The organism is Nocardia pseudovaccinii NBRC 100343 (assembly GCF_001613225.1).
Taxonomy (GTDB): Bacteria; Actinomycetota; Actinomycetes; order Mycobacteriales; family Mycobacteriaceae; genus Nocardia; species Nocardia pseudovaccinii.
Genome location: NZ_BDBY01000245.1, coordinates 21,939 through 46,837, shown reverse-complemented (window position 1 = coordinate 46,837; position 24,899 = coordinate 21,939). Strand labels below are relative to the sequence as shown.

28 protein-coding genes and 1 pseudogene are annotated in these 24,899 nt (G+C 66.7%); 17 read left to right on the top strand and 12 right to left on the bottom strand.

The genetic code is table 11. The features are described from left to right. Positions 1-581: 581 nt before the first annotated feature. Positions 582-1,523 carry a helix-turn-helix domain-containing protein gene (locus NP3_RS30320; protein WP_063045027.1) on the top strand — a complete coding sequence of 314 codons (942 nt, stop codon included), beginning with the start codon at positions 582-584 and terminating at the stop codon, positions 1,521-1,523. Positions 1,524-1,641: 118 nt separating this feature from the next. Here NP3_RS30320 and NP3_RS30315 read toward each other — a convergent pair whose 3' ends face one another. Further along, the gene (locus NP3_RS30315; protein WP_169814602.1) at positions 1,642-2,589 is read right to left on the bottom strand and encodes a nucleoside hydrolase; all 948 of its coding nucleotides are present in this window, start codon (positions 2,587-2,589) and stop codon (positions 1,642-1,644) included. 671 nt (positions 2,590-3,260) lie between these two features. Between NP3_RS30315 and NP3_RS51635 the strand changes: the two genes are divergently transcribed. Then, the gene (locus NP3_RS51635; protein ID WP_063045025.1) at positions 3,261-3,440 is read left to right on the top strand and encodes a type II toxin-antitoxin system HicA family toxin; all 180 of its coding nucleotides are present in this window, start codon (positions 3,261-3,263) and stop codon (positions 3,438-3,440) included. Between the two features lie 115 nt (positions 3,441-3,555). On the opposite strand, the gene NP3_RS30305 is transcribed toward NP3_RS51635, so the two are convergent. The 5 genes and pseudogenes from NP3_RS30305 to NP3_RS51905 form a co-directional block, all read right to left on the bottom strand. Then, positions 3,556-4,140, bottom strand: a complete 585-nt coding sequence (locus NP3_RS30305; protein ID WP_063045024.1) for a hypothetical protein — start codon at positions 4,138-4,140, stop codon at positions 3,556-3,558. A 29-nt stretch (positions 4,141-4,169) separates the two neighbouring features. After that, the gene (locus tag NP3_RS50750) at positions 4,170-4,754 is read right to left on the bottom strand and encodes a hypothetical protein (RefSeq protein WP_063045023.1); all 585 of its coding nucleotides are present in this window, start codon (positions 4,752-4,754) and stop codon (positions 4,170-4,172) included. 280 nt (positions 4,755-5,034) lie between these two features. Beyond that, entirely contained in the window at positions 5,035-5,868 is an 834-nt protein-coding gene (locus NP3_RS30295) for a DNA adenine methylase (RefSeq protein WP_063045022.1), read from the bottom strand. A 102-nt stretch (positions 5,869-5,970) separates the two neighbouring features. Next, positions 5,971-7,020 carry a C40 family peptidase gene (locus NP3_RS30290; protein ID WP_507762170.1) on the bottom strand — a complete coding sequence of 350 codons (1,050 nt, stop codon included), beginning with the start codon at positions 7,018-7,020 and terminating at the stop codon, positions 5,971-5,973. Positions 7,021-7,110: 90 nt separating this feature from the next. Beyond that, positions 7,111-7,338, bottom strand: a pseudogene (locus NP3_RS51905) (M23 family metallopeptidase); the annotation flags it as partial. On the opposite strand from NP3_RS51905, the gene NP3_RS50745 reads away from it, so the two are divergent. Further along, entirely contained in the window at positions 7,337-7,561 is a 225-nt protein-coding gene (locus tag NP3_RS50745) for a hypothetical protein (protein WP_245721177.1), read from the top strand. The pseudogene NP3_RS51905 and the gene NP3_RS50745 sit on opposite strands and share 2 nt — an antisense overlap. A gap of 7 nt (positions 7,562-7,568) precedes the next feature. On the opposite strand, the gene NP3_RS30285 is transcribed toward NP3_RS50745, so the two are convergent. Genes NP3_RS30285 through NP3_RS30265 form a run of 5 tightly spaced genes read right to left on the bottom strand, consistent with a single transcriptional unit; the run spans position 7,569 to position 14,329 of the window. Beyond that, on the bottom strand, positions 7,569-8,354 hold the full coding sequence (locus tag NP3_RS30285) for a hypothetical protein (protein WP_307679488.1): 786 nt from the start codon (positions 8,352-8,354) through the stop codon (positions 7,569-7,571). A gap of 23 nt (positions 8,355-8,377) precedes the next feature. Continuing rightward, a complete protein-coding gene (locus NP3_RS30280) occupies positions 8,378-10,525 on the bottom strand; it encodes a hypothetical protein (RefSeq protein WP_063045020.1) in 2,148 nt (715 codons plus the stop codon). Further along, on the bottom strand, positions 10,522-13,560 hold the full coding sequence (locus NP3_RS30275; RefSeq protein WP_063045019.1) for an ATP-binding protein: 3,039 nt from the start codon (positions 13,558-13,560) through the stop codon (positions 10,522-10,524). Before NP3_RS30275 ends, NP3_RS30280 begins: the two co-directional genes overlap by 4 nt. After that, positions 13,557-13,970 (bottom strand): hypothetical protein, encoded by a 414-nt coding sequence (locus NP3_RS30270; protein WP_063045018.1) that lies wholly within the window; start codon positions 13,968-13,970, stop codon positions 13,557-13,559. The genes NP3_RS30275 and NP3_RS30270 overlap by 4 nt, the downstream gene beginning before the upstream one ends. Positions 13,971-13,999: 29 nt before the next feature. After that, a complete protein-coding gene (locus NP3_RS30265) occupies positions 14,000-14,329 on the bottom strand; it encodes a hypothetical protein (protein ID WP_063045017.1) in 330 nt (109 codons plus the stop codon). A gap of 737 nt (positions 14,330-15,066) precedes the next feature. Here NP3_RS30265 and NP3_RS30260 point away from each other — a divergent pair. The 10 genes from NP3_RS30260 to NP3_RS30215 all read left to right on the top strand — a co-directional run bounded on the left by NP3_RS30260 (position 15,067) and on the right by NP3_RS30215 (position 23,312). Then, positions 15,067-17,226: an FtsK/SpoIIIE domain-containing protein gene (locus NP3_RS30260; RefSeq protein WP_063045016.1), complete on the top strand. Its 2,160-nt coding sequence runs from the start codon at positions 15,067-15,069 to the stop codon at positions 17,224-17,226. A gap of 39 nt (positions 17,227-17,265) precedes the next feature. After that, complete coding sequence (locus tag NP3_RS30255) at positions 17,266-17,982, top strand: hypothetical protein (protein WP_063045015.1); 717 nt, start codon at positions 17,266-17,268, stop codon at positions 17,980-17,982. 44 nt (positions 17,983-18,026) lie between these two features. Next, positions 18,027-18,371: a hypothetical protein gene (locus NP3_RS30250; RefSeq protein WP_063045014.1), complete on the top strand. Its 345-nt coding sequence runs from the start codon at positions 18,027-18,029 to the stop codon at positions 18,369-18,371. Then, positions 18,371-19,855 (top strand): CpaE/TadZ family protein, encoded by a 1,485-nt coding sequence (locus tag NP3_RS30245; protein ID WP_063045013.1) that lies wholly within the window; start codon positions 18,371-18,373, stop codon positions 19,853-19,855. The genes NP3_RS30250 and NP3_RS30245 overlap by 1 nt, the downstream gene beginning before the upstream one ends. Before the next feature lie 87 nt (positions 19,856-19,942). Then, positions 19,943-20,509, top strand: a complete 567-nt coding sequence (locus tag NP3_RS30240; protein WP_063045012.1) for a DUF8176 domain-containing protein — start codon at positions 19,943-19,945, stop codon at positions 20,507-20,509. A gap of 90 nt (positions 20,510-20,599) precedes the next feature. Beyond that, positions 20,600-21,076: a hypothetical protein gene (locus NP3_RS30235; RefSeq protein ID WP_245721174.1), complete on the top strand. Its 477-nt coding sequence runs from the start codon at positions 20,600-20,602 to the stop codon at positions 21,074-21,076. 50 nt (positions 21,077-21,126) lie between these two features. Continuing rightward, positions 21,127-21,681, top strand: coding sequence for a GNAT family N-acetyltransferase (locus NP3_RS30230; protein ID WP_063045010.1), 555 nt, complete (start codon positions 21,127-21,129; stop codon positions 21,679-21,681). Between the two features lie 64 nt (positions 21,682-21,745). After that, positions 21,746-22,408 (top strand): hypothetical protein, encoded by a 663-nt coding sequence (locus NP3_RS30225; protein WP_063045009.1) that lies wholly within the window; start codon positions 21,746-21,748, stop codon positions 22,406-22,408. Positions 22,409-22,433: 25 nt separating this feature from the next. Next, positions 22,434-22,922, top strand: coding sequence for a hypothetical protein (locus NP3_RS30220; RefSeq protein ID WP_063045008.1), 489 nt, complete (start codon positions 22,434-22,436; stop codon positions 22,920-22,922). A gap of 75 nt (positions 22,923-22,997) precedes the next feature. Beyond that, a complete protein-coding gene (locus tag NP3_RS30215; protein WP_063045007.1) occupies positions 22,998-23,312 on the top strand; it encodes a hypothetical protein in 315 nt (104 codons plus the stop codon). Between the two features lie 56 nt (positions 23,313-23,368). Here NP3_RS30215 and NP3_RS30210 read toward each other — a convergent pair whose 3' ends face one another. After that, the gene (locus NP3_RS30210) at positions 23,369-23,641 is read right to left on the bottom strand and encodes a hypothetical protein (RefSeq protein ID WP_063045006.1); all 273 of its coding nucleotides are present in this window, start codon (positions 23,639-23,641) and stop codon (positions 23,369-23,371) included. A gap of 31 nt (positions 23,642-23,672) precedes the next feature. Here NP3_RS30210 and NP3_RS30205 point away from each other — a divergent pair, with 31 nt between their 5' ends. The 4 genes from NP3_RS30205 (at position 23,673) to NP3_RS30190 (ending at position 24,884) form a co-directional block, all read left to right on the top strand. Then, positions 23,673-23,981: a hypothetical protein gene (locus tag NP3_RS30205; RefSeq protein WP_157124639.1), complete on the top strand. Its 309-nt coding sequence runs from the start codon at positions 23,673-23,675 to the stop codon at positions 23,979-23,981. After that, positions 23,978-24,217 carry a hypothetical protein gene (locus NP3_RS30200; protein WP_063045004.1) on the top strand — a complete coding sequence of 80 codons (240 nt, stop codon included), beginning with the start codon at positions 23,978-23,980 and terminating at the stop codon, positions 24,215-24,217. The genes NP3_RS30205 and NP3_RS30200 overlap by 4 nt, the downstream gene beginning before the upstream one ends. A 14-nt stretch (positions 24,218-24,231) precedes the next feature. After that, entirely contained in the window at positions 24,232-24,435 is a 204-nt protein-coding gene (locus tag NP3_RS30195) for a hypothetical protein (protein ID WP_157124638.1), read from the top strand. 248 nt (positions 24,436-24,683) lie between these two features. Next, a complete protein-coding gene (locus NP3_RS30190) occupies positions 24,684-24,884 on the top strand; it encodes a hypothetical protein (protein WP_063045002.1) in 201 nt (66 codons plus the stop codon). Positions 24,885-24,899: the final 15 nt, after the last annotated feature.

Here is a 24,899-nt window from a genome sequence, read left to right as displayed (position 1 = left end):
TGCCGCGGCGATTGCGCACGGAAAGCTGCTGCGTATCGGGTGCTGGTGGCTGCGGATAAGGTCCAGCTGGCGCGAGAGGCGTGGCTGTAATGGCTCCGTTCACGCACGTGGGTAAGAAGATGTCCTGGCGATTAGCCGGGCCATACGCCAGATACCTTGCGGCGTGGGCGAGCTTCAGGATCTCGGAGCCATGGGGTGGGGCCACCGTCGCATCGTCGGCAGTGTCCTGGACACGGAAGGAATGGATACCCGGTGGTCCAGAGTTCGCGCTTCGCGTGCGGGTCTGGTGCTGTACCGCTTGTCGCGGCCGGGCGGCATGGCATCGAACAGGATCGACGGAATCTGATCGAGCTCCCACAAGCTTCGATCCGATACTACTTGTCTAGCTTCACATTTGGGTGCTCGGGGGAAGGAATGGCGCAATTCATTCGTCGACGGACAATGGAGATGACAACCGGCCCGGGCGGGCCGCGAAACAGCTTGGCGCGCGACAGCAGATGGCAGGCACGGTGACCGGACATGCGCAGAAGGCGACGACGGCGGAGGCTGTGCCCATCAGGCGCGCATCAAGGCGGTCTCATGTGCGCCCGCCGATTCGTGCTCTCCGCAGTGGCTACGCCGAACGCGCGCCGGACGCCGACGATGTCAAGTTTCTGGTCGCTGAGATCCTCAACGAGCATGTGCAACTCGAGGGCGAATTCGTGCAGAATCGTCCGTTCACCCATGAGCAGCTCGCTGAGGCCACGTCGTTGTCCAAGCAGTACATCGGTCGGATGCTGCGAGGTGAGCAACGTCTTTCGCGCACTGCGTTGTTGAGGCTGGCCGGGCCGCTGGGCATGGCGCCAGAAGTTGTCGCCCATCTCGGCAGACTGGCGGGAGTGACCAGCGAGGAGCCGGTGATGCTGCACGATCCGAAACCCCCGATCAACGCGGCTCTGGTCGAGCTGCGTGAATCGCCGCATCCAGCAGTGTTGCTCGGCGCGGGCCGTTGCGACGTCGCGTATGTCAACGCCGCCGGTGCTGGTGCTCTGCCGCGTCTGGCCGAGGCCGGGAACATGCTCTATTGGCTCATGTTCGAGCCGCGGTCCAAAGTGGTGCTCGGCACACCGGGATGGCAGACACTCGCTGAAGTCTTCGTCTACTGGTTCCACTATCTGTCGGTGGGGATCGTGCCGCGGGCGGAGCGGGAGGAAATGATCACCACTCTGCGAGCCGCACACGAATTTTCACAGCTGTGGACGGTGCGCCGGCCCGCGACGAATTTTCCGCTGGTACTCCCGATCACCAATCTGAAAACAGACGCCATACAGTCGATGGTGCTGACCTTTTCGACATTCTGGTGGTCGAGCTCGGAAGAACTGAAGATGTCGCTGACACCGATCAAGGCGGCCGATGGATTCGATCACCCCGATCTCCTGGATGCCGGGGGCCATACGGCGGTCGTCGACAAGGACTCTCGCGAGCCTGGTAGCTCCCTCCCAGGGGCTCCACTGGCGGCCTCGATCTGTCAGCGCCCGGCGTGAGCCGGAATGTAGCGCTGGGTCATCGGATAGAAGTCGGGCGAAGATACGTCGGATGCCGCTGCGAGGGGGCGAGAACAACGTCCGCTGGCGCCGGGCTGGTACGGCACGGCGCCTACGGTCATGAGGGCTGGCAGAACAGGCCGGGTTGGTAGCCATGACGGTTGTGGGGGGCGCACAGTGTGCCGAGGGCTCTGTTGAGCCACTGCCCGTAGCGTTGTTCGTCGATGTCGGTCGACACCAGGGCGCGATATCGGCCGTGCGGTTTCAGGCGCAGTTGTGCGGCGCTGCCGATGTCGAATGGCTGCTCGGAGAACCGGACAAAGCTCAAGCCGCACGCGGTCGCCACTGCCAGTGGCTCGCCGCACACCGGCAGCGGCCGCTTTTGGGAGTATGACCGGTCGTAGATCTCGCGCAGCACGTGTGCCCAGCTAGGTGCGTCATCGTCGGACAGGACGCCGTACACGTAGCTGTCGCGGTCGACTTCCAGCTCTGGCATGTAGACGGTGTCGGGCATGATCACGGTGATGTCCAGTCCCGCGGCCAGCACCGTGGCGGCGGCTGCAGGATCGCTTGCGAAGTTGTGCTCCGGGTCGTGTTCGTTGGTCGTTCCACCGAACTGCGTGACGATCAGCTGCTCGGCCGCTTCCGGAACGTCCTCTACCACAGTCGCGAGATTGCTTGTCGGGCCAAGCCCGATCCATCGGCCCCGTCTACCACCCAGTGCGGCCTGTACCGCGGAGGTGACCGAGTGTGGCGGTTGGGCGATGTCGTCGGGGGTCAGTCCGTGACCGAGCCACTGATCGTCGACGTGGGTGGTGTCTTGTCCGGTGGCGACTGGCACCTCGGAACAACCGGTCAGGTTCAAGATATGGCGAACGAGCCGGGCGCTGTCGGGCCCGTATGTCGTTACCAGCGACACCGGAAGCCCTGCCGCAGCCAGGATCAGCGCCAGGACGTCATCGGGGCGCTGTCCGGCGCGAATGTCGACAACCACCGGAGACCGATCCAGCTCGACGTGGGCGGCAACATCATTGCCGCTTGTGCGGTGAGAAGGCGACTGTGTCATCCAGGTCCAATCCTTACATTTCGGGCATAGGGCATCACAGTGCGACGCCGTTTGGATGACGGGAGTCCGCATCGAGTCGGCGTTGCTCGGTCTGCCAGGGTCGGAAAGCGATCCCGGTCTGGGTGGGGGAAACGCCCTATGCGGTAAGCATTTTCGGCTCGCAGCAGTCAGCCGGACAATAACCCGGCTGATTCAATCAGTTGTCCAGTTCTTGTCATGCTGGTCAGCGCCGGAAAGTATTTCGTGTGCCTGGAAGGCAGCCAGCTTGGGCCATCGCGCTCCACCCGCCCGCTGCCTGTGGCGAGGTAGTCCGGCCGGTTCGCTTGAACAAACGCGTGGTTGATGTGTGTGCCGTCGTTCTTGCTGCGGAGGACAGCTCGATCCACGGCAGTGGCACTGCGGTGCGGGATTGTGTATCCGCGGCCGCGGCCGGCTCAGTGCCATATAGCAGCTGGAAAACTTGAGGTGACCTGCGCATATGACACGTCCCCAGGGGTGCGCCGCGCCGAATGGCTGCTCCTGGTGTTGCGGGCCGCCGGGCGAATACGTCCGAGGCTCTTTCGCGGACCTCCGAGAAGGGATTCTCGCTCTGCTCGAGATGGTCGGTCCACCGAATGAATTGACGCTGGAACTCGACCTGGCGTGATTCGCTCTCCGATAGGGTGCGCCGGATGCCGCCCGTGCCAGCGGTTCGCGGAGACAATGTAGTTCGTGCGCTCGAGCGGGCGGGCTTCAAGCAGGATCGAGTCCGAGGCAGCGACTATGTGATGCGGCATCCGGATGGTCGTCAGGTTTCCGGTTCCCCGCGATCGTCGGGAATGAACGTCGAGAAGTTGCTGGACTTGTTTTGAGGGCCATCACTTCCGCTGCCATGAGCGGGCCGGAAAACGTGAAGTGAGCTGCGTAGATGACACGTCCCCACGCGCGCGGCACTGAGTAACTGCGGTGGCGCTGCGACCGCCGGGTTCAGCTGGCTGCTGGGCAGCTGATGTGCATGAACATCGTGAAGTCGGTGTCCGGTGAGGTGGTGGTCCAGCTGGTCGGCGCGTCTTCGCTGACCTGGATCTCGACATCGCCGGGCCCGGGACGTCCCCAGGTGAGGCCGAGCGGGAATCTGTTCCCGGACAGCTTTTTCGACATCGCGATGGTGGTGGCCGCGGTGGTGATGTCGGCCGAGGGGTAGTGGAGGGTTTTGTTCTCCACGGTGATCGTCTGCGACCCCTGCTTGAGCAGCACGTGCCATCCGTTCAGGGCGGTGACCTCGGCGGTCAGACCATCGCCCTGACCGTGGCAGCGTGCGGTGACCTGCTCGGGTGTCGGGCGGGTGACCAGGGTGGCGCCGGGCCGGTCGCCGACACCGATGGCGATTCCGGAGGCTTTGAGCGGGTCGGCGTTGCCGCTGCTCGAGGCCGCGGTGACGGTGCCGGCGCGGCCGCCGTCGTCACGTGTCGGCCCCGAATCGCTGCTGCATGCGGTGAGCGCTACTGCGGCGGCGGTGATGGCCGCAGCGCCGCTCAAACCGATAGTGGCCCTGCGTTTCTTCCTCGACATCGTTTCTCCCCTGTTCTTCGTTGTCGGCGTCAATACCGGATGGTGTCGATCAACCATCGATCCGCGACCTTGGCCATGGTCACCCAGACGATGGTGTCCGGCTCGACCGCAACAGCGTGGTTGCCGTTGATGGCGGTCTGGCGGATCGTAGCGACTCGGTGGATGACTGTGTCGGTGTCGGGCGGGCAACCCGAACAGCCGATCGCGACATCGGCGACGATCTTGGCGCCGTCGCCGGCCCACCGGCCCCACTCAATGCCTGGTCCGCGCTCGGCGTGGACGTCGGTGAGGATCCGCTGCGCGAGCGTCGCCGACATCCACTGCCGCGCACGCACGAACCCGTCGCGGGGCCCGGAATCCGTTTGGGGATACCAGGTGTAGGCCACGGCGAGGCCTTGGCGGGCTGAGTCCTCGGCTGCTTCGGCGGCGGGTGACGGCGCCGGGGGCAGTGTCGTCGCGGTGGTAGTCAGGTTTGGCGACGAACTCGGTGTCGGCGCCGTTGACGGATTGTGCTCGGTGCCATCCGGATTGGTCAATACGATTGCGGTGACGGTCGTCGTGACAATGGCGATCGCGACGAGGCCGATCAGCAGCAGTGTGGTGTGTCGGCTCATCGGTCGGTCCCCCTGGTTTGTGGTGCTGCCGCGAACCCTACGGCTCGACCTGCGATGATGACATGTCCCAACTCAGTGGTGTCGGCGAAAATCCGTCCTGGACAACCTCTTTGCGCGCGGACGAGGCTGAAGCTGTGGCGGTCGAGGACCGCGACGTGCGGCTCGAATGGCCGGCAGCGACGGCGGGCGTCCTGTGCGAACTCGCGACCCTGCGAGTCGCGTGGTGTCGGCCGGTCAGCGCCACGGCGTTCGCATGGATTCTTCCGGACCTCGGCAATGGTCACGGGTGCACTCGCTTCCCGCTAAATAGGTCGAAATCCAGTGTGGGCTGCCCGATTTCACGGTTGGACCACACGATTTCTGTGCGCTTCCCCGATGCTGCGTTGCCGTTGAACGCCGGGATCTCCACTCGCACCCAGTCAGCCAGTGCTGTGTCGTAAAGCTCCGACGCATATCCCGATAGCACTACCGACGCCCGGCAGCGCAGCAAACTCTCCAATAGCTCGGAATGCTCTGCATCCGATGCCATCTCATGGGCGTAGTTCGTGCCGTTCCGTGTCGATCCGAGGTAAGGCGGATCGACGTACAGACACACCTCGGGGATGCGTCCATAGGCGTCGATCACCTTCAACGCTGGCCGGCACTCCAGGCTCACGTCGTGCAGGCGGTCGGCGACAGCGGCGAACCGCTGCACATAGCCCGACAGGTAGTCCGGCATTGACGAACTACTGCCAGCGGGGTCGATGTAGAACCGCCACCCTGTCTTCTTCCCCAGCAAGCCGCTGCGGGACTGAGACAGCCGAACCCACACCCGCCGCGCGACCTCCACATCGTCACCGTCGATATCGGCAGCGGCGGCGTATTCTGCCCGAGAATGCGGCGTCAGCGCGCACACTCGCGCCAACTCGGTTGGGTTGTCGCGCAGCACCTTCCAGAACGTCATCAACTCCTGATACAGGTCGTTGACCGTCTCGAACCGGGTCGCAGGCTTGGCCAGCAGAACCGATAAGCTGCCTGCGAATGGCTCTACATAATGCTGGTGCGCCGGAAGAAGGTCAGCGATGCGCGCGGCGACCGTCATCTTGCCGCCGAAGTACGGGAACGGAGGCCTCATGTCGCGGCCTCCCGCACAGGAAGTCTCGGCGACAGATTGCTGGGAACAGATATCATGAGAACCCTAAAAACCCTGCGTGAACTGCGGTGATGGCATGTCCCCTCATAGCACTCTCCGTGCCCGCATGTCCGGCTGCACCGCAGCTTCGGTGACGCTCTGCCCGCTGTCGGGCGAGTGCACCATGGTGTTGGCTCCCGCGTAGATGCCGACGTGGCCGGGCCCGCCGGATTTCCAGGATCCGAACAGCAGGTCGCCGGGTTGGGCTTGGTCCATCGGCACCTCCTCCCCGACGGTCCATTGCTGCTCGGAGGTGCGTGGCAGGGTGAGCCGGCCGCCGCTGGCGGTGAACACGGCGTAGCTGGTCAACCCTGAGCAGTCGAAGCCGCCGTTGCTGGGCCCGCCCGGGCCGCCGCCTCCCCACACGTACGGGGTGCCGAGGAACTGCCGCGCGGCTTCGACGATCTGTGCCCCGTTCCCGGATCCGCGTGGTACGAATCGTCCACCGCCACTGAGGGATTGGTATTTGGCCATGCCCGCGAGAATTTTGGCGACATACGGGCGGGTCTGGGTGTCGTAGTCACCTCCGGAGGGCATGCCGCCCGCAGCCAGGACCGCTGCTTCGCCGCCGTTGTAGCCGGCGATGGTCAACGCGGTGCGGTCTCCGTGGACGCTGCCCTCGGCGATCCAACCGTCGATCTTGCGGGCGATCGCGCACATGTAGCGGCCTTGGGCGACGAGCGCGTCGCCGTCGTCCCAGATGCTGGCCTGGCCGTTGCCGTCGGCGTCGATGAGGTAGGGCTTACCGTCGTCGGGGTCGATCGCCGCGGCGGTGCCGGGAAGGAATTGAGTCAGACCCTCGGCGCCCGACGGCGAGGTCAATCCTCGCCGGAAACCGCTTTCTGCTTCGGCCTGAGCGGCGATGAGGGCCGGGGGGATCTGCGTACACAGTGATCCGGCCTTGCGGATCCAGGGTTCGAGGTCGGCGGGGACGCTGCCGGGCTTGAGGTCACCGGCGCCGGCGGTGCCGAATCCGCTGCAGGTGATCGATCGGGACGAGGCGGCCAGCGCCACCTGCGCCGTCGAAGGGCCTGCCGCGGCCGTGCCTTCGGTAGAGGTGCTGGCGGAGGTGGCGGTGTCGCCGAGTTTGGTCATCGGGTCGATCGCCTGTCCGCCTTCCTGCAGGCGCCCGCCGATCCAGTACTCGAAATGCAGATGCGCGCCGCTGGATTCGCCCGCGTTGCCGATCTCGGCGATCGGGTCGCCGGCATGGACCTGCTGGCCTTCGCGGACCTTGATCCCGGAGGCCTCCATGTGCCCGTAGACGGTTGAGACGGGTTTGGCTTCGACGAGGGAGTCGATGACGATCCAGTTGCCGAACCCCGACGCCGGGCCCGCCTTGACCACGGTACCGTCGAGGGCGGCGTAGATCGGGGTGCCGATCGGGCCCGCGAAGTCCACGCCCTGGTGCATGGTGCCCCACCGCATCCCGAACGGGGAGCTGATCTGTGTGGTGCCCGGCGCGGTAGGCGGCCGGATCGCCCCCGACTCCATCAGCTTTCCCGACGCTTTGACCTGCGACGATGACACGTCCCCGCCGCATCTGCTCGGGGGAATCACCGGTGCCGGCGCGCACGCGGCGATCCCGACCGCGGTCGCGGCCACCGCCATCAGCACTACCGTTCGCAGGGCCTGACCGACAATCACAGCGACCCCGGCAACGGGGTGTCCAGGTCCGGTGCGGGGATCGGTCCCGGCGGCGGCGGGACAGGCTGCGGCTGCTGGCTGGACGGTGGCGCCGGTGTGGACGAGGTCGTTGTCGAGGATGTGGGCGTGGGCCTGGTGCTCGGTGCGCTCGGCGATGCGGGGGTGGTTCCGGAACCGGTGCGGGGGGTGGAGGGCTGGCCGCTCCGGGGTGCGACCTGCGACAGGTCGAGTGTCGGTAGCGGGTTGTCGACGAGCCATTTCGGGCCAGTGGGGGAGGTGGTGACCTTGAGGGTGATCTGCAGTTGCCCGGCCTGGGTGGGAATCGACACCTGAGCCAGCCGCGTCCCACCTTCACTGGTGACCAGCCGGCTGCGGGTCGGGCCGGTGATCGCGACCGGGGCCTGCGGCCTGGCCGCGGTGAACGACTCACCTGGCGCGGTGGCCGTGTAGCGGGCCAACGTGCTGGTCCAGTTGGCGTTGGTCATCGACTGGTCGAGGTAGGTGTGCGCGTAGGCCATCGCGGCGGCCGGCGCGCTCGAGGTCACCCACTGCGAGGACCGGCCCGCCACCGACGCCTCGCTGACCTCGACCAACTCGTAGCTGATCGGCTGTACCGGCTCCGAGCTCGGTGAGGACGTCGTGTTCGTGGTGGAAATGGTTGTGGTGGACGAAGATTCGCCGAAGAAGAATCCCGCCACCACCAGGGTGAGGAAGATCCCGGCGACGGTGAGAACGAGGTTGGTGCGCGAGTACAGCACCCATCGCCGGATGGGCGCGAGCACAGGATTTCCCCGGGATCCGGCCATCAGTTGTCCGAGTCCCTACGATCGCGGTCGTGTCCGGGGTCATCGGGATCCCATAGCCGCGGCCGCCGCGGCGGCCGGTCGGAGGGTCGCCGTGGCGGTGAGATCGCGATCAAAGGTGTGATCGACTCGGGGGTGTTGCTGCCGCGGCGCGGGGTGTAGACCTTCATCGGCGCGATGATCGAGTCCTCACCGCCGTCCCAGCGTTGGCTGACCGATCCCGCCCGGGACACTGCTCGACGATCACGCCTGTCGGCGGCCTCGTTGTCTCGATCCAGTCGCTGCCGCGCGGCCGTGCCCAGCTGTGCCGCCCGGCTCGCGTCGGCCTCGCTGACGTCCCCGCCGCCGGTGAACTTGCCGGACTTGTCGCGTGCCAGCTCGCTGCTTGCCGAGGCGGCGATCCCGGCGATCCGTGCGTCGCGGTCCTCAGTGGATGCGGCCCGTCGCTCCCGGCCGCCGTGCAGCTGGCGGCGGGCCTCGGCGCGGGCCCGGGTGGCGTCGGCTTGGCGGCGGTGGGTCAGGTCGCGACCCTCGGGCCGGCTCGGCCGCACCGAATCGGTATCGGGGTCGCTATCGGGCTCCCCGCGGCCTCCTCGGCGCAGACCGCCTACGGCCCTTTCCGCTCCGGCGGCGGCCGGGCCGCCCACCACCGCTGCGGCGCCCCGCAGGAACTGTCGTTTCAGCGAGTGCTGCGCGTAGCGGGCGCGGCGGTTGAGCATGCTGGCGTGGTTCTGGGTCAGTGTCTGCGAGATCCGTTTGAACGGGCGCATGATGAACCAGAACAAGCAGGTGAGCAGCACCATGAACCACAGCCGCCACGAGCCGTCGATGGAGCCGTTGTCGGTGACATACAGCTGTACCAGCGCCATCAGATACAGTCCGACGATGATCGCGCCGGCCACGCCCCACATGTAGGCGCTGGCCAGCATCCGGCACACCCGCGCCAGCCAGCCGCCGTGCACGATCGATAGCGGCACCCACACCGGCGCCAGCAGGATCGCGAACCGGATCGCCAGCAGCGCACTGAGTTTCAGGATCGAGGCACCGATCCACAGAATCGAGGGCAGACCGAGCTTGAGCATGGCCATGGCCCCGATCCCGACCCGGTGGCTGTTTTTGCCCTGGAAGGTGTAGAAGGACAGGTTGTGTGATTCGAGCGGCTTGACGATCTCGTCGCGGAAGATGCGCTCCTTCTGGGTGACGAGGCGATCCTGCGCGCTCGGGTCGTTCTGGATTTCGCGTTGCTCGGCGTAGCTGAACGCCAGCGACTCGCGCAGCTTCGGGCCGAGCTGGTTGTCGCTGTCGTCGTAGTTCTGGCCGAACCAGCCTTGGCGCCAGTCATCGAGGAAGATCCGGTCCATCAGCACGTTGCGGGGGTCGTAGGCGCCGCCGGCGAGGGTGGCGTCTTGGCCGTTGAAGGCGACGGAGAACATCTGGTCTTGGGTGTCGGTGATGACGCTGCCGAACGTGTCATCGGTGAGCTGGATCGCCTTGGCCGGGGCGCCGATCATCAACGCGCCCAACGCCAGTCCGGCCGCGGCCACGCCCGCGGACTTGGTGACACCTGCGGCGTTGGCTTTGAACGCCTGCCACAGCATCACCGCGGTCGCCGCCGTCAGCGCGACACCCAGCCATTGGCCGTAGACGCCGAGCATGCCGTGCGACACCGATTTCACGATCGTGTCGAACTCGGCCAGCGCCGGTTTCACCCCGGCCTGCTCGGCTTGCTTGCCGGTCTTGGTCTGGTCGTCGAGCCAGAACGCCGCGGCCGCCAGCGTCTTGCCGATGGTGAGGAAGTTGTTGCCCCAGCTGTTCTCGGCGACCACGCCGGGCGCGCGAACCAGATCCGACCCGCAACCGAGGTCGTAGGTGTACCAGTTCAATCCGGCCCAGCCGTAGCTCTGGTAGCCGGTGGGGTTGGCGTTGGTCGGGGCGGACCGGTCGGCGCTGGAGCCGTCGATGCGGGCCGGGAAGGCGGCCTTGGGGAACTCCGGTACCGGGACGTCCTTGCAGTCGAAACCGCTCGCGGCCGCGGTCGCTTCGCCGGGACCGAACTGGCCGAGCATCACCAGCGCCAGCACCGCGGCGATCCGGACCAACCGCGCGGCCAAGCCGGTCGACCGCCCGCTCCCGCGGGGGCAGCGGTTCATGCCCCACCGCCGAGCACGTGAATACTGCTGCTGGAGTTGAGCGTTTCGAAGACGTGGGCCAAGTGGACGAAGTGGGTCCAGTCGGAGCGGATGAGTTCGATGTCGTCGGCCATCTTGACCACGAACCGGCGCGCCTGGTCCTGGTAGCTGGTGTCGGTGTCCTCGTCGAGGGTGTCCTCACCGCCTCCTCCCAGGTCGGCAAGGATCGATTCGTAGCCCTGATCAAGCGGCAGATTCAGCAGTTGCAGCGCGCCGCGGATGGCGTGCTCGTTGCCGCCCAGATCACCGATGATCACCTCGTAGGCTAGTGCGCTCTTGTCGTCGGTGCCGTCGAGACCCAGATAGTCGTCAGGCAGCTGGCTGCACACCAGCGCCCGAACCTTGTACTTGCGCGAGTCGCGGGAGATGCGCAGGTTGAGCGTGCGACCGGCGCCGGTGGATTCGAGGTATTTGTTCTCGTCGAGGAACAACACCTTGCGCACGTGGCGGGGCTTCTCGTAGATCAGCCGGTTGGCCAGCCACGCGGCCATGTGCATCAGGGGGCCGGTCATGCGCTGCTGGGGTGTCCACTGCGAGGGATCGACCCCCTCCGGCGGCAGCTGCAGGCCCGGCATCGTCAGGATCGTCAGGCGCACGTCGGCATCGAAGTCGCTCACCTCGGTGCCCGCGTCGCGGTCGGGGAACAGCACGCGCGCCTCGGCCAGCTGCGACATGATGTCGAGGTCCTGATGGATGCTGCGCGCGCAGGTTCGCACGGTCACGTCCTCGTCGGTCTCGGCGATCCGCGCGATCGCGTCGAGCACTTCGCGCAGGTTGTGGCCTCGCTCGCCGCCGACCATGTTCGCCGCGGTGTGCAGCACCGATTCGGTCCATTCCAGTTCCAGCCGCGCTGGGGGGAGCATCATCTTCAGCACACTCACCGCGACCGAGATCCGTTCGGCGGCCGCGGCGCGCACGTCGGCCTCGTACTGGGCCTGCCCAGCAGCGACAGGGTCGGGGTCGCGGCGGAAGTCGGGATTGTCCGGCGAATACTCCGGGTCGTCGCGACGTGGGTCAACGATCACGCGGTACGGGTTGAGCGAGCCGGGACGCGAGGAACGACCGGTCAGTGCGTGCACTTCGGCGATGTCGGCGAACTCGGGCAGGTTGGCCAGTTCCTTCAGCGGCCCGGACGGGTCGAGGATGACCGCGAAGGCGCCCGCGCGCACGGCCTGGTAGACGATCATGCCGGCCAGGAACGTCTTGCCCGAACCGGGCACGGCCACGATCGGGGTCAGCCCGGATTTGTGCTTGCGTTCGTGCGCGGCGAACAGATCCCATACCGCTGGTCGGGGTGCGATCGAGGCGGTCTGCCCGAGCACGACGCCGGTGCGGTCACCGATGCGGTCACCGACCGCGGCCATCCCCGACGACAGTGAGTACACGCTCATGTGGCGTTTGTGCGCGACATTCGCCAGTGGCTCACCGGGCAGGAATTCGCGCAGCAGCTGATATTGGCCGTGCTCCTGTTCGAGGGAGATGTGCGGGGCGTACATCTCCTTGAGCAGCGCGACCTTGCGGCGCGCCTGGTCGGGTGTCGCGCCCACTACCGCGAGCCGGTACCAGCCTTCGCTGCGCACCGACAGCCCGGAGTGGTCTTCTTCGACGTCGGAGATCACCTGCTGCGACAGCCCGTACTGTTCGGTGAGTTCCTGTGGTGGTGTCTCGTCGTGCTCGACGGTGTAGTGCTCCCACTGCGACTTGATCTTGTTGGCCAGCCGCCGCATCTGCCGGATGGTCTCAGGCTTGGAAATCAACCGGATTCGCTCGGACCACTCGATCGGTTCGCCCGACGGGTCGCCGATCACCTGCCAGGGCAGCATCCGTTCCGGGATCGGCAAGGGCGCCATCCGGCCGATCGTCAGCACGATGACGTAGCCGGTATAGGCGCGGCCGTCGACCGCGCCGTTGACGGTGGTGTAACCGTCGCCCGGCACCACCCAGACCCCCGTCACGTCCTCGAGGGCCGCGACGTCGGTCTCCTCCCAGTCGCCACCGCCGGCGATCACGCCGTCGACGTCGAGCGGCAGACCGATGGTGGCCGACCGGCGCAGCAGGTAGTCCATCTGCGCTTCGGACGCCGGCCGCGCCCCGACACCGCGACCGGCCATGACCCGCTCGAGTGTGGCCAGGTGCTCGGCCATGTCCGCGCGTTCGCGCGCGAACGCGTCATCGGCCAGTTTGGCGGCCAGGCGCGCGACGCGACCCATCAGTGGCCAGTTCGCTACGTAGGCCAGCACCTGGGCGATGGCGTCGAGGGTTTGGCCGAGCGCGGATCGCGGGTGCAGGTCGATGCCCCAGTAACGGCCTTTGAGGGTCGGGTTGGCCCACAGCATGGCGTGCTGCTGGCCGTGCAGGTAGTCCGCCCATGACAGGGCGCCCGGCACGTCGGGAATCGGGTCAGCCCAGGTGTCGTGGGCTTGGGCCCATTGCCGCACGGGCCACGGTGTGCGCACCAGGCGCCGGTGCAGCGAGGTGACCCCGGCGTTGGACAGGTTGGCCAGTACCAGCGCCTCGTCGCGGATGTAGCGGCGCTGCTTGGCGGTTGGCCGCATGTTCCACGGGCCGGGCGGCTGGACGAACCACGCCGTGGAGCTCTTGCGGGTGCGGGTGATGTGGCCCTGGGTGCCGGTCAGTGCCAGCCGCACGGTTTTGCGGTTTCGATCGGCGCGTTTCTTGGCGGCGGCGACGTCCTTGTCGAACTCGGGCACGTCCGTGCGGTCGCGGCGTTTGCGGTCGTTCTTGCGTCGCCGCCGCGGTCGGGGGTCGGGCTCGGGTGCTTCGGCCGTCGCGGTGTCGTGGTCGGGGACCATCGGCAGCGGAGGCGCGGGCTGGGCTTTCGACCACGCGAGGTGCCGGTTGTCGGGGGGCGCGGGCGTGGCGGCTGCGCGCGCGGCGGCCCACGATGGCGGCAGTGCACCTGGGGGCACCACATGCACCGGCTCATCGAAGTTCGGGTCGAACAGCGAGGCGATGTCGTTGTCGTTCACGCTCATCGGAGCTCACCTTGGGTCGGCGTGGACAGCGAGTGCTCGGTGGCGGCCGGAGCTCGGCTGGTTCGGTGAGCGGGTGCGGGCAGCCGGATCGACAAGGCTTTGCCCGTCTTGGGCGGGCGCGGAGCGATCAGGTCGTTCCACGCGGCGCGAACCACCGACCGCAGTGGGCGATCGGCGTTGATGTAGCGGGTCAGCCGGGTGGTGAAGTAGATGGTGAGCAGCAACATCACCATCAGGGATCGGAACCCGAGCGGTGCGTGCAGGACCGCGCGGGCGATCACGAACACCGTCGTGAACACCACGAACCCGACACCGGCGGCCTGGTAGCGGATCCGCAACGGCATCGTGTGCCCTGCCGGGCCCAGATAGTGCGGGTCGACCCGGTGCAGCAAATCATCGTTCTCGATCACGCCCTGTTCCCTTCCATCAGATTTCGGAATTAGGACGTGTGAATCCCGATGAGACCGAGAATGAACGAGCCGATTCCCTGCGCTGCGTTTTCGCTCGTCGCGATTCCGAGATACGCCAGACCCACCATGGACAATCCGCCGACGGTCAGAACCCGCGAAAGGTTGCCTTTCAACCCGCCCAACAGAACCGCGCAAGCGATAAGGATGAGGATCGTGAAGACGATGTTGTCCTCGATCCACTTCCGAAGCCCTCCAGTGCTGACTTCAGTTTCCTGAGCGAGGACCTGCAATGCGCCTGTCCACTGCCGCTCGGGCGGCGCTGTCAATGACAGCTCGACAATGTGTGAAGCGAGGGACATGACGCACTCCAAACCATTCGACTCCGCCCCACAGAAGGTGTGGCTGCCGGAACGGTAGGAAAAATCAGCTCGTCACCTCAAACATCGTTGCGGGCATTCCGCGGAGGCTTCGGTGTTTGCCTCGGCGTGGCTCGCCGCGCTGCCAGCCGGTCGCTGCCGCGCTCTGCGCGACCGCAGGCGTGAGCGGCGCAGAAGGCCGCTGCGTGGACCGCTGGAAGGCGGCGTTCGTCGGAGCGGTCGCCGCAGCGGTGCTGCGAGCGCGCAAAACAGCGCGTCCGAAAACGGGCGAATGATAACGCTGTGTTGAAGCGGTGGAATTGGATGCCGGAAAAGGCGAATAATTGGGTGCCCCTGTGGGGTCACTCCCCCTACGGGGGAGTGTACTTCAGGAAATTGCGTTTCTCAAACATGGTTTCGAACGCCCTGTTCACACGCTGCAATGAGCGGTCCGCACACCGGTGTGTGCGCCGATGCGGGGCACCACACCGACCGCTGTGTCGGGACGCTGTTTTCGACGCTGATTTCACCGTTGTTCCAAGCGTCGTGAACAGCGCTCGAATCAGCGTTGAAAACAGCGATCGAACAGACCGAATCGGAAGGGCAGGCGGCACCGTGCCGAGCGCCTCTTCGCATGCTGGTGTGGAGAACGATGTTTGAGATTTATCCGCCCTTCTTGCCATTGTTCGCCCACACAGTTCAGCCCTGCGAGGGGACCGGCGAGCAAGCGGAGGGAGTGCATGGCGAACGGCCAGCACGATCCAGTCAAAGACTGGCTCGTCGAGACCTACCGTGCCATCGTCGGCGACCCGGCGCAGAAGGCCGAGGACCGCGCCTACGATCCGACCCAGCGGATCTTCCCGCTATCAGTCCTCGTCGCCGCAGCGGCCGTGCTGGCTTTGCGAGGGCCGGTACTGGTTGCGAAAGTCGCCGACCGGGTCCCGGCCCTGACCGACATCGCCGCACGCCTTCACGACTACCGTGTCCTGCTCATCGTCGTGGCTGGCGCGGTGGCCGTGGTCGATCTCGCGCGCTACCTCGCCCGCCGCTATCGCATATTGCTCACTGCGCTGGTGCGCCAAGCGCTGCGCGATGAACCAGTGCGGGTCACGGTGTGGTTCCCGCCCGGTGTTTTCGCGGTGCGCCACGCGACGGTGAAGCTGCCGCCGGGCACAATCATCCGTCCGCGCGAATTCGACGAACTCACCTCCGCCATCAAGAAATCCGGTCTGCTGCGCCATGGCCGGATAGCCGTGGCGGTGCGCCGGCTCGTGCTCGATGTGCTGGCCAAGCAGGTCCCCGCGCTGCAGGGGCGTTCCAAGGGCTGGACGCTGATGGTGCGGCACGAACCGCACCGCGACCTGCTGGTGGTGACGCGGTCGCTGCTCGCGCAGCGCAACCGCTCGGCGTTGGGCACTCTCGATCGCGTCGTGCGTGACAGCCCGCTCAAGGATCCCGTGGTGAGCGTCGAGTCCCGCGACGACGACGGCGTGGAGACCGGTTACCGGATCGCGTTCACACCGACGCTGAACACCGGCGCGAAAGCGTTCCAGACCCGCGTCGAGGAGTCGCTGGCGACATTGGCCGGAAGGCATGTGTCGGGTCGGCAGTGGGTCACCGAATGGCATCCCGACGACGGATATCTGGTCATGCGGTTGCAGGCGCCGCTGCCGCGGCGCGTGGACCACCCGCTGGAACTGGTCGATGAGGACCTGCGTCATCTGCCTTTCGGCACCGGTGCCGCGGATCTGACGGTGTTCTGGGATGTGTCGACCAAGTCGAACAAGCCGCACTGTTTGATCGTCGGCCCGACCGGTGGCGGCAAGACCTCGGTGATCCGCACTCTGCTCACCGAAGCCGCCCGCCGTGGCATCCCGTTCCTCGGTGTGGATCCGAAGATGATCGAACTCGACGGGCTCGAGGGCTACCCGGGCTGTGGAGCCATCGTCTATGACCCGATGCGTGCGGCGATGATGGTGCGCGCCCTGCACGCGGAGATGATGGCGCGCAACCACTACGTGCACGTCAAGAAGATCGAGCCGTCCCAGCTGCCGCTGCTGATCGCTGTGCTCGACGAGTTCTTCATCCTCTCGGGCAAGTGGCAGCGGTTGATGAAGAGCGGCGACGAAGCCACCCGCAAGTTGCTCGCCGAGCTGGACCCGTTGGGGGCGTGGGCGGATCTGGCGGTGCTCGCTCGCTCGGCCGGTATCCGCCTGCTGCTCGGAGTGCAGCGTCCTGACGCCCAGTTGTTCGGTTCCAGCTCCGGCAACGCACGCGACAACTTCGGCACACGCATGAGCCTGGGCAACCTGTCACAGGATGGTGCGCTGATGATGTGGGGCGACGCCCAGGTCGGCCGCGACGTGGACACCTCCATCCCCGGTCGCGGCATGGTCACCGCCCCCGACGGGTCACCGGTGTCGGCGCAGATGTGGTGGACGCCCAACGTCGATCGCCACCCCAACAAGTGGAATCAGCTCTCCGATGACGAGAAAGCGCTCATCGAGGGACTTGTTCCTGCCGAGGCACCGCAGTTCACCATCTACAGCCCCGAGCTGCGCGAGTTCATCGAATCCGAGCGTGCACTGGCCAAGCAGGCCCGCGAGCGCGGTGAGGCGCCCGAACCGTTCGTACTCGGTGCCTCCGACGACGATGCCGCCGACGCCATCCCTGCCTCGGCGGTCACCGAGGGCATGACCATCTTGGTCGACGACGAGGACTCCAACCTCGTCCCGGTCACCGCCGAACAGGTCACCGTCATCCGCGACGAGACCACCGGCGCGGTCACCGAGACCCGGATCGTGATCGCCACCAGTGGCCGCGTGAAGACCACCCTGCACTTCACCGTGGGCGAGGTCGTGTTCCTCCCCGAACCCGACCCCGTACCCGCCGCCGCCTGATCGAACCCTGTTCCCCCACAACGAAAGGACCCTCAGCCCATGAACCAGACCGCGACCGAACCCTTCGGCAAATCCGTTGCGATCATCGTCGATGAATGGTGGATCCCGGCCGGCCAGTGGGCCGAAGTCGCGGTGTACGACCCGCTGCGCGGCGCCGCGCTGCTGCGTGCGCTGGACCGGGAAGCAGCCGCACGTCTCGACTACATCCGCGACGAGAACACCGCCGCCGCGGATATCCCTCCGCTGGTCGTGTGCATCGACGATATGGCGAGCTTGGCCGGCGAATGGCACCGCATCGCCGAGCAGGGCGATCGACACGACCGCCGCCAGCTCGCCGTCGCGGATCCGAAAGCCGCGCTGCACGCCCTGATCGGCCGGGCCCCCGACGCGGGCGTCACCGTGCTGTCCACCGTGCCGACCGCGCCGCTGCCGCAGCATCTGCGCGAGATGTTCTCCACCCGCGTGAATCTGGCTGATCCACCCCAGGACGGCGCGCAGCTGCTGTGGAACACACCCGACACCGAGGCCGACGACGCCCCCGGTCGTGGTCTAGCCAGGGCTGCCGACAGCTCACCGGCCTCGGTGTCGACCCGGGGGACACCGCCGTCTGTCCAGGTGATCCCCTCCCTCCGCCGCGTGCCGGTCTGGCGAACGCCGGGCGCGCCGACGCGCACCCTGCTGGCCTACCCCCTCGCCAGCGACGAGCGGTCCGCGCTCTACAGCGCCGAACTCCACGATTTCGTCGAGAACCTGTGACCGACACCGATATCCGCCGCACATCCCCTCGAGGAAGGAACACAATGAATCGCCGTATCTCCCAGTCGATCACGCCGAACAGCGGCGACATCGCCGCCCTGCGCGCACCGTTCATCTCCAAGGGCGCCAACGACCCGGTGATCGCGGAGCTGCGCCGCCAGCTCAAAGACGCCGTACCCGCGTGGGTGCACAAGCTCAACGAGGGCCAGGAGCTCACCGCTGCTCGCCTCGAGGAGGTGCAGAGCGCCGTCGACACCTACCGGCGCCTGATCGAATTCCTTCTGCCCGAAGGCAAAGTGCGCAGCGAAGCGCTCTCGGTGCTGGACAAGACCGAATCGGTTGCCGCCGAGATGACCACCGAGCTGTCGGGCGCGGGCGCGTTCGGGTGATGTCCACTCTCGATGTCGAGATCACCTCCCAGACCACCGCCAAGGCCATGTGGCCCGACGCCGAACCGGTCGAACTCACTGCGAGCGACCGCACCGCGTTGTCGGTGGAGATCCACAAGTTCAGCACGCGCCGCGCGGCCGAGGCGGGGGCATCGGTGGAGGTCACAATCACCGACGGCGGCCGCAAGCGTTTCGTCACCGTCACACCAGACGGTGCCGCGACGCGGTCCACTCCCAGCACCCCCGTCCCGATCCTCGACAACACACCAACCGCCCCGCAGCCCCCCGTGGACCACACCAGCACCACCGAAGCCGCAGACCCCACCGCGGCCGCCGCACCGACTGATGCGGCTTCGCCACCGCAGGAACCGGCAGACGAACCCGTGGTTGTAGCCGCTGAACCGATCATCTACACCGACGCGCCGGAACCCACGCCGCCGATACAGCCGAGAACCACATCGCCACCGGCAGCCGAAGCCGCCCCGCCCTTGCCGCCGCCTCAGCCTGTCGGCGCCCGAACCGCGGCGGCGCGGCCTCCGGCGGTAGTCCCGCGCACCCTTGCGCCACTAGCGGCCAAGCGGTCCGCACCGGTCATGTTCGAACCGGCACGCCGGGGAGTGCGGGGCCGGCTCAATGCCGCACTGCATCTGAGCCTGGCACCGAAACCGGACTCGGTCGAGATGCGGTTGCGCACCGCGGCCGTCATCATCGCCGGGCCGATACCTGAGTTCAAAGTGGTGACCGTTGCCAACCTCAAAGGCGGGGTGGGCAAGACACCGATGGCGATCGGCCTGGCGAGCACCATGGCCACCCACCGTGGCGCGAGCAGCGTGGTGTGTGCAGACCTGAGCGAAGTCGGCGGCAGCCTCGCCGACAGAGCTGCAGCCGCACCCACACCAGACCAGAACGTGATCGCCCTGCTGTCCGCGGCCGACGAGATCCGCCAGCGCCCGGCCACGCTGACCAGGCTGATGACTCGCCAACCCACAGGCGAGGACCTCATCGCCGGTCGCCAGGGCTTGGCGGGCACGGCCCCGCTGGAGGTCGAACAGGCTGCCGCCCTCGCCGCGATCGTCTCTCGTCACCGCGAGATTCTGATCGCCGACACCGGCAACAACCAGCTCGCTGGCAGCTGGCAGTGGGCCGTGTCGCGCGCCGACGTCCTCGTGGTACCCGTGCCGCTGCGCCGCGACGCCGCCATAGCGGCGGCACGCATGCTGCTCGACATCGCCGACATCGATCCCGAGGTCCTGGCCCGCACGGTCGTGATCGTCACCGACGGACCCGGGGACCAGCCGATGGTCGAAACCGAAGCAGTCGACACCTTCGTGCGACTGGATGTCGCGAAGGTGCTGCGCATGCCCTACGAGCCGCTGTTCGCCGGCGGCGAGCCCATCGTGACGAGCCAAATGCGCGCCACCACCACCGAATCGCTGACCGTGATCGCCGCGACCGTCGTCGAGCTGATGACGGCCGCGCGCTGACCTTCCTTCGACCTGTCCGCCATCAGCAGGGGTTGCGACCTGATGAAGATCTCGAACAAAAGCCGTCGGCCACGCCGGCACCCAGCAGTGATCGACACGCTCGGTGCGGCTCCCGCATCCACCACGCCCCGCCCGGCGGACGAGGACACCGACACCGGGCACCACGCTCGGCGCCCCGGCATCAAGACCGCGGCCGTGCTGACCATGATGGTCGCGTTCGGGCTGACGGTGTGGGCGCTGCGGGATCCTGGGACCCAGCCCAGCGCTGTCCCTGATTCGGCCACCACCGCCCACCCGCCCACCTCGACCAGCGCCACCGCAGCCGACGGGTGCGGTGCCGATCCTGGCGATCAGAACAGCAGCGAAGCGGTGATCCAGGCCTTCGAATACGCCTACTACGTCGCGCGGTCGGGCGAGCGGGCGCGTGCGCTCGCAACCCCGACGTCCTCGGTCCAGCCAGCCGAGGCCTTGCAGGCGGTGATCGATGCGATCCCGCCCGCAACGACCTACTGCCTGCACACCACCGCGATCACCGGCGACGTCTTCCTAGCCGTTCTGTCCGAGAAGCGTCCCGATCAGCCACCACAGCAGTGGACCCAGACCATCACCACCAAACAGATCGACGGCCGCTGGTACGTCGACGTCTTCAAATGAGTCCCTCATCCCGTGCCGCCGCGCCGGCCGGATCCGAAAGGAACGCCAACCTCCATGCCCCATAACAGATATCGCGCTACCACCCTCGCTGTGATCGCGGCCGCCGCGCTGGCGGCTGCCGCGTGCGGGGGAGACAACGGCCGTGCGGCCGCCGTGTCCGCATCCACCAGCGGAACCGTCGTCACCGGCAACCAAACCGACCTCGGCAGCATCATCATCGGCTGGGGCGACAAACACGCCGACACCGCCATCACCACGCCCAAGCCCGAAGACGTCGATGCCCGCTGCGTCGGACGAGGCGACAACCTGGCCGTCGACATCCGCGCGCCACACGGCTGGATCATCACCGCCCGCAACCCCTCGCAGAGGCTCACCGTGCAGAACACCGAGCAGAAGCTCAAAGGTGACATCGACACCACCAACCGCTATCTCGAGGCGCTCAAAGCCGTCGACTGGTCCGAAGCCGACCAGCTCGACATCGCCGTCACCGCCGATGCCCCGAAGGACTGGAAATCACCCACCAGCGTCGGCCGGATCTACATCGCTATACACGTCGACTGCCGTTGAAAACAACAGCAGGACAACACCGTTCTATGCAATAGGAGCCAGGAGCGCCGATGAACGAGCCGCCCGCTATCGAGGACATCGCCACCGATGCCGCACTACGCAAGGTGGGCCAATTCTTCGCCACCCACATCAGCGATGTCTCACCCCGGGTGATGGGCACCGCAGCGCTGCGCATCACCCTGGACCCGACCGGCGTCGCCTTGCAGATCCGATCCGGAGTTCCGACGATCGCCGCGATCAATTCCCACGCGCCGATCGGCATAGCCCACGGGGTCGCCACGATGCTCGCAGACGTCGGCGCGGCGATGCGGCTGATTGCCGAGACCAAACTCCTCGAGCACCTGGCCGTCGCGCCACGCGCGCGAGGCCGCGGCTACGCCCGCGCGCTCGTGGCCACTGCCGAGCAACGTCATCGCGCCGACGGCGTCGGTGTCTGGTTCGGATTCGTCGACGCACGTGAACGACACGCCCTGGGCCTGTATGAGCACCTGGGATTCCGCATCGCGGTCACGGCGACCGACCTGCCCAGCCCGGCGAACGTTCTGGGGCGTGCGCAGATCAGCCGCTCGGGCACCTGGTTCTACAAGGAGTTGCACACCCGGTAAGACAATAACCCCGTTAAGGGTGTATTGTTGGAGGAGTCCACCGACAGAACAAGGAGAATCCGACATGAACCCATTGCTGCTCTTCCTTGCCTGGGCGCCGGCATCGGCGATCGCGATCCGCGGATTCCTGTGGCTCGCTTGGCGCGGCCGACGTGAGGAGGCCAGCAGGGCACTGCGCTGGCTGATGCCCGCAACCGTGCCAGGTATGGCTGTCACCGTCACGGTCGCCGCATTCGACGACATAGGCACCGACGCGCGCATGTGGCTCATCGCCGAGGCCGTCGGGGTCGTCGCGATCTACCGAATCGGGCTGTGGCGCTTCGACAGCGGCTCGCCGCGAGTGATGCACGTTGCGTGGCTGCGGTTGCGGCGTGGTCCCGCCGAGAACGCGCATGTCGACAAGCAGCAGGCGCTCCTGGCCTCGGTGGCCGAGGCCGTGAAAGGCGGTCCCTGGGTGCCACAGAATGTCAGCCGCCCACTGATCACCCTCATCTACACCGAACACTGCACAACGCCGATGGAGCATCGGACCCACCACGACTCCCCGGCCTACAACCGGTCGATGCACATGGTCATCCACCGCCGAGCGTTCGGATTGCCGTGGCTGGTCGACCTCGTCGAAGACCCCGCCCCGTGGATACGCGCTCGTCGTCGCGAGCTGACCATCGACGAAGCCCTGCAGGTCCTGGCCGACCCGGACCAGGCATGGACCCTCCCGGTCCGATGACCCGACAATCACGAAGGAGGCGGCAATGTCGCTGATCGCATACCTCGCCATCGCCGTGCTCATCGCTGTCGTGCTGTGGACCGTCGGCCCCATCACCGCCCGCATCGTCGGCGGCCTGGGCGTGCTCGTTTGCCTGGCTGCCCTCGCCACCGGCGGAAGCGCCAGCTGGATATCGGCCCTGATGCTCAGCGTCCTGCTGTGGCTGCTCGGGCACATCCTGACCGCTTACAAGAAGCGCACATGGCGCTCGCGGCTGGCCCAGGCGATCGTCGCACGCACACCACTGCTGCGCATGCTCGACCCACTGTCTCGCCGCGGACCGACCCGCCGCACACCTCGCCGTCTGACGCCCCGCCGCGCAGTCCGCCGCCCGCGCACTCCTCGCGCGCGTACCCGCATGCCGCCTGGCTCGCCACAGGGCGCCGAAGTCGGCGACTTCGAACTCTGGGAACGCGAGATCGCCGCCGACCGGCACGACCAGCGTCGAGCTCAGTCGCCCGGCGAAGACTCCTGACCACGAAATCCGACTTCCACAAGGGGATTCCACGCGCAACTCGCCTCACGGCCCGTCCCAAGGAGCACCATCACCATGACCCTCGCCCTGCTGTCTGTCCGCCTCGCCGACCACTCGCGGGTCTGCGTGACCGCCGAGCAGATCAGCGAGCATTTCGCGCTGACCCCCGCGGTCGTGTTGCGACCTGACGGAACATGCGGCCTGGCCGACAGCGGACAGTTGCTGACCCATATCCCCAGCGGATACCCGCTCACCTACGCCGGCTGGACCGACCTGCGCCGCTTCGCCGCCGACCTCGAGCTGCTGCCGATCGACTGGTCACAGTTCGACCCGGTCGCGATCACCGACGAACAGCACGACCTGATCCGCAGCCTGGCGGAACAGCGATGAACAGCGAGAAACCGGCGAACCCCGCCCACGAGCTATGGCAGTTCCTGCTGGCACCATCAGTGATCGCCGAGGCCGAAGACACCGTGCGTGGCATCCACTACCTCACGGTCGAAACCGGCCATCCCGAAACCGACAACGAAGCCGATCGCATCGCGACCCTGACCGAGACCACCTGGGCAGGCCGCGACGGCGCCCGCACGCTGTCGGTCGGAGGAGGCGACTACACCACGATCCGCATAGCCGGCGATGCCGCCGCCGAGTTCGTCGAGCCCCTGGCCGCCCTCGCCGCCCAGCTCGATCCCGCTGGTGGCGCATCCGCAAATCCTCACGCTGACAACCACTCTCGGAAAGGACTCCGCGATGCTCACCAACGAACTGACCGCCGACGACTTCGGGATAGCCCGCAACGGCATCCACCTGTACGAGGTCGACGACGGCGACCAGTGGTACGCCTACGGCCACCAGGAACCCGGCCCGATCGCCGAGGCCATCAACCAGAACAACCGCGCCCAGGGCTACAGCACCGACAACATCACAGCAGGCGATGTGGCCGAAGTCCTCGAGCACGTCTACCTGCGCCACGTCGACCTGGACGCCGGAGTATGGACATTCGAAAGATGCCAGCAGTCCGACCGCGGCGCCGTGGCTGTCACAGTGGTGACGTTGTGATCAGCACCAGCGCAACACGATTCGTGATCAGCGTCCCCACTGGCGATGGCGACGGCAAGCAGCACGCCTGGTCCGATGCCGCGTATCCGGGCCAGCCCGTCCAGGAATGGACCGGCCACACCCTCCCCGGCCTACTGAACATCGACAACGGCACCGAGGTCCGCATCGATCTCGTCGACGAGGCCGAAGAGATCGTCGATGCTGGCGAGGCCACATTCCGCCGACAGCCGAGATGAAGGGCGGGAATCCCGTGGCCGTAGGAATACGCCTGACCGGCGAGCAACACGACGTCGCCACCGTGCTCGCGACCCTCATCGAACTGGGCAACTTCACCCTCTCCGCCGCGCACATCCACCACCACTCCAGAACGGGCCGGGCGCGTGCCTATGCGCGGATCGAGGCGCAACGCAATCGGTCCGATCCCGACGAGCAGAAGAGTGACACAAGCCCCTGAATTATTGCTTGAGCTGTGGAAATGACATGTCCCCAACAGGTAGCGTCGGCGCCTGTCTGAGTGATTCCGACGGCCGAGCGGACCAAATACTGGTACCCGCTAAGCGCAGGCCGATGCCCGAGATTTGTCGTCCGTGGACGAGACCGGGACCGCAGGTGCCACCGCTGAGTCTGGCGCGGGCGCGCGGGCACAGGCCGACCTCAACCACGCGCCGATACATTGAGCGTGAACCAGTGAAAGGGTCAATCGTGACGACACGGGATGAGCGTTCGGCTCAGCTGCACCGGCTGACCAAGCAGCAGTTGATTGCCAAGTGCCGCACCGGGATCGAACGTCCAGACAGCCGGGTGGTGGAGTTCCTCGGCGAATCTCACCGCGCGTGGACCAGGGACGAATTGATCACGCGGATCCTGGAGATCCAATTTGCCGCCGAAGGGGATTGCAGATAGTCGACGCGCACCGCC

Excerpts from the sequence above, each read along its gene's own strand:
- NP3_RS30315 (WP_169814602.1), bottom strand. The coding sequence starts at position 2,589 with ATGACACAGTCGCCTTCTCACCGCACAAGCGGCAATGATGTTGCCGCC.
- NP3_RS51635 (WP_063045025.1), top strand. The coding sequence starts at position 3,261 with ATGCCGCCCGTGCCAGCGGTTCGCGGAGACAATGTAGTTCGTGCGCTC.
- NP3_RS30305 (WP_063045024.1), bottom strand. The coding sequence starts at position 4,140 with ATGTCGAGGAAGAAACGCAGGGCCACTATCGGTTTGAGCGGCGCTGCG.
- NP3_RS50750 (WP_063045023.1), bottom strand. The coding sequence starts at position 4,754 with ATGAGCCGACACACCACACTGCTGCTGATCGGCCTCGTCGCGATCGCC.
- NP3_RS30295 (WP_063045022.1), bottom strand. The coding sequence starts at position 5,868 with ATGAGGCCTCCGTTCCCGTACTTCGGCGGCAAGATGACGGTCGCCGCG.
- NP3_RS30290 (WP_507762170.1), bottom strand. The coding sequence starts at position 7,020 with ATGACCAAACTCGGCGACACCGCCACCTCCGCCAGCACCTCTACCGAA.
- NP3_RS50745 (WP_245721177.1), top strand. The coding sequence starts at position 7,337 with ATGGTGCCCCACCGCATCCCGAACGGGGAGCTGATCTGTGTGGTGCCC.
- NP3_RS30280 (WP_063045020.1), bottom strand. The coding sequence starts at position 10,525 with ATGAACCGCTGCCCCCGCGGGAGCGGGCGGTCGACCGGCTTGGCCGCG.
- NP3_RS30275 (WP_063045019.1), bottom strand. The coding sequence starts at position 13,560 with ATGAGCGTGAACGACAACGACATCGCCTCGCTGTTCGACCCGAACTTC.
- NP3_RS30265 (WP_063045017.1), bottom strand. The coding sequence starts at position 14,329 with ATGTCCCTCGCTTCACACATTGTCGAGCTGTCATTGACAGCGCCGCCC.
- NP3_RS30260 (WP_063045016.1), top strand. The coding sequence starts at position 15,067 with ATGGCGAACGGCCAGCACGATCCAGTCAAAGACTGGCTCGTCGAGACC.
- NP3_RS30255 (WP_063045015.1), top strand. The coding sequence starts at position 17,266 with ATGAACCAGACCGCGACCGAACCCTTCGGCAAATCCGTTGCGATCATC.
- NP3_RS30250 (WP_063045014.1), top strand. The coding sequence starts at position 18,027 with ATGAATCGCCGTATCTCCCAGTCGATCACGCCGAACAGCGGCGACATC.
- NP3_RS30245 (WP_063045013.1), top strand. The coding sequence starts at position 18,371 with ATGTCCACTCTCGATGTCGAGATCACCTCCCAGACCACCGCCAAGGCC.
- NP3_RS30230 (WP_063045010.1), top strand. The coding sequence starts at position 21,127 with ATGAACGAGCCGCCCGCTATCGAGGACATCGCCACCGATGCCGCACTA.
- NP3_RS30225 (WP_063045009.1), top strand. The coding sequence starts at position 21,746 with ATGAACCCATTGCTGCTCTTCCTTGCCTGGGCGCCGGCATCGGCGATC.
- NP3_RS30220 (WP_063045008.1), top strand. The coding sequence starts at position 22,434 with ATGTCGCTGATCGCATACCTCGCCATCGCCGTGCTCATCGCTGTCGTG.
- NP3_RS30215 (WP_063045007.1), top strand. The coding sequence starts at position 22,998 with ATGACCCTCGCCCTGCTGTCTGTCCGCCTCGCCGACCACTCGCGGGTC.
- NP3_RS30205 (WP_157124639.1), top strand. The coding sequence starts at position 23,673 with ATGCTCACCAACGAACTGACCGCCGACGACTTCGGGATAGCCCGCAAC.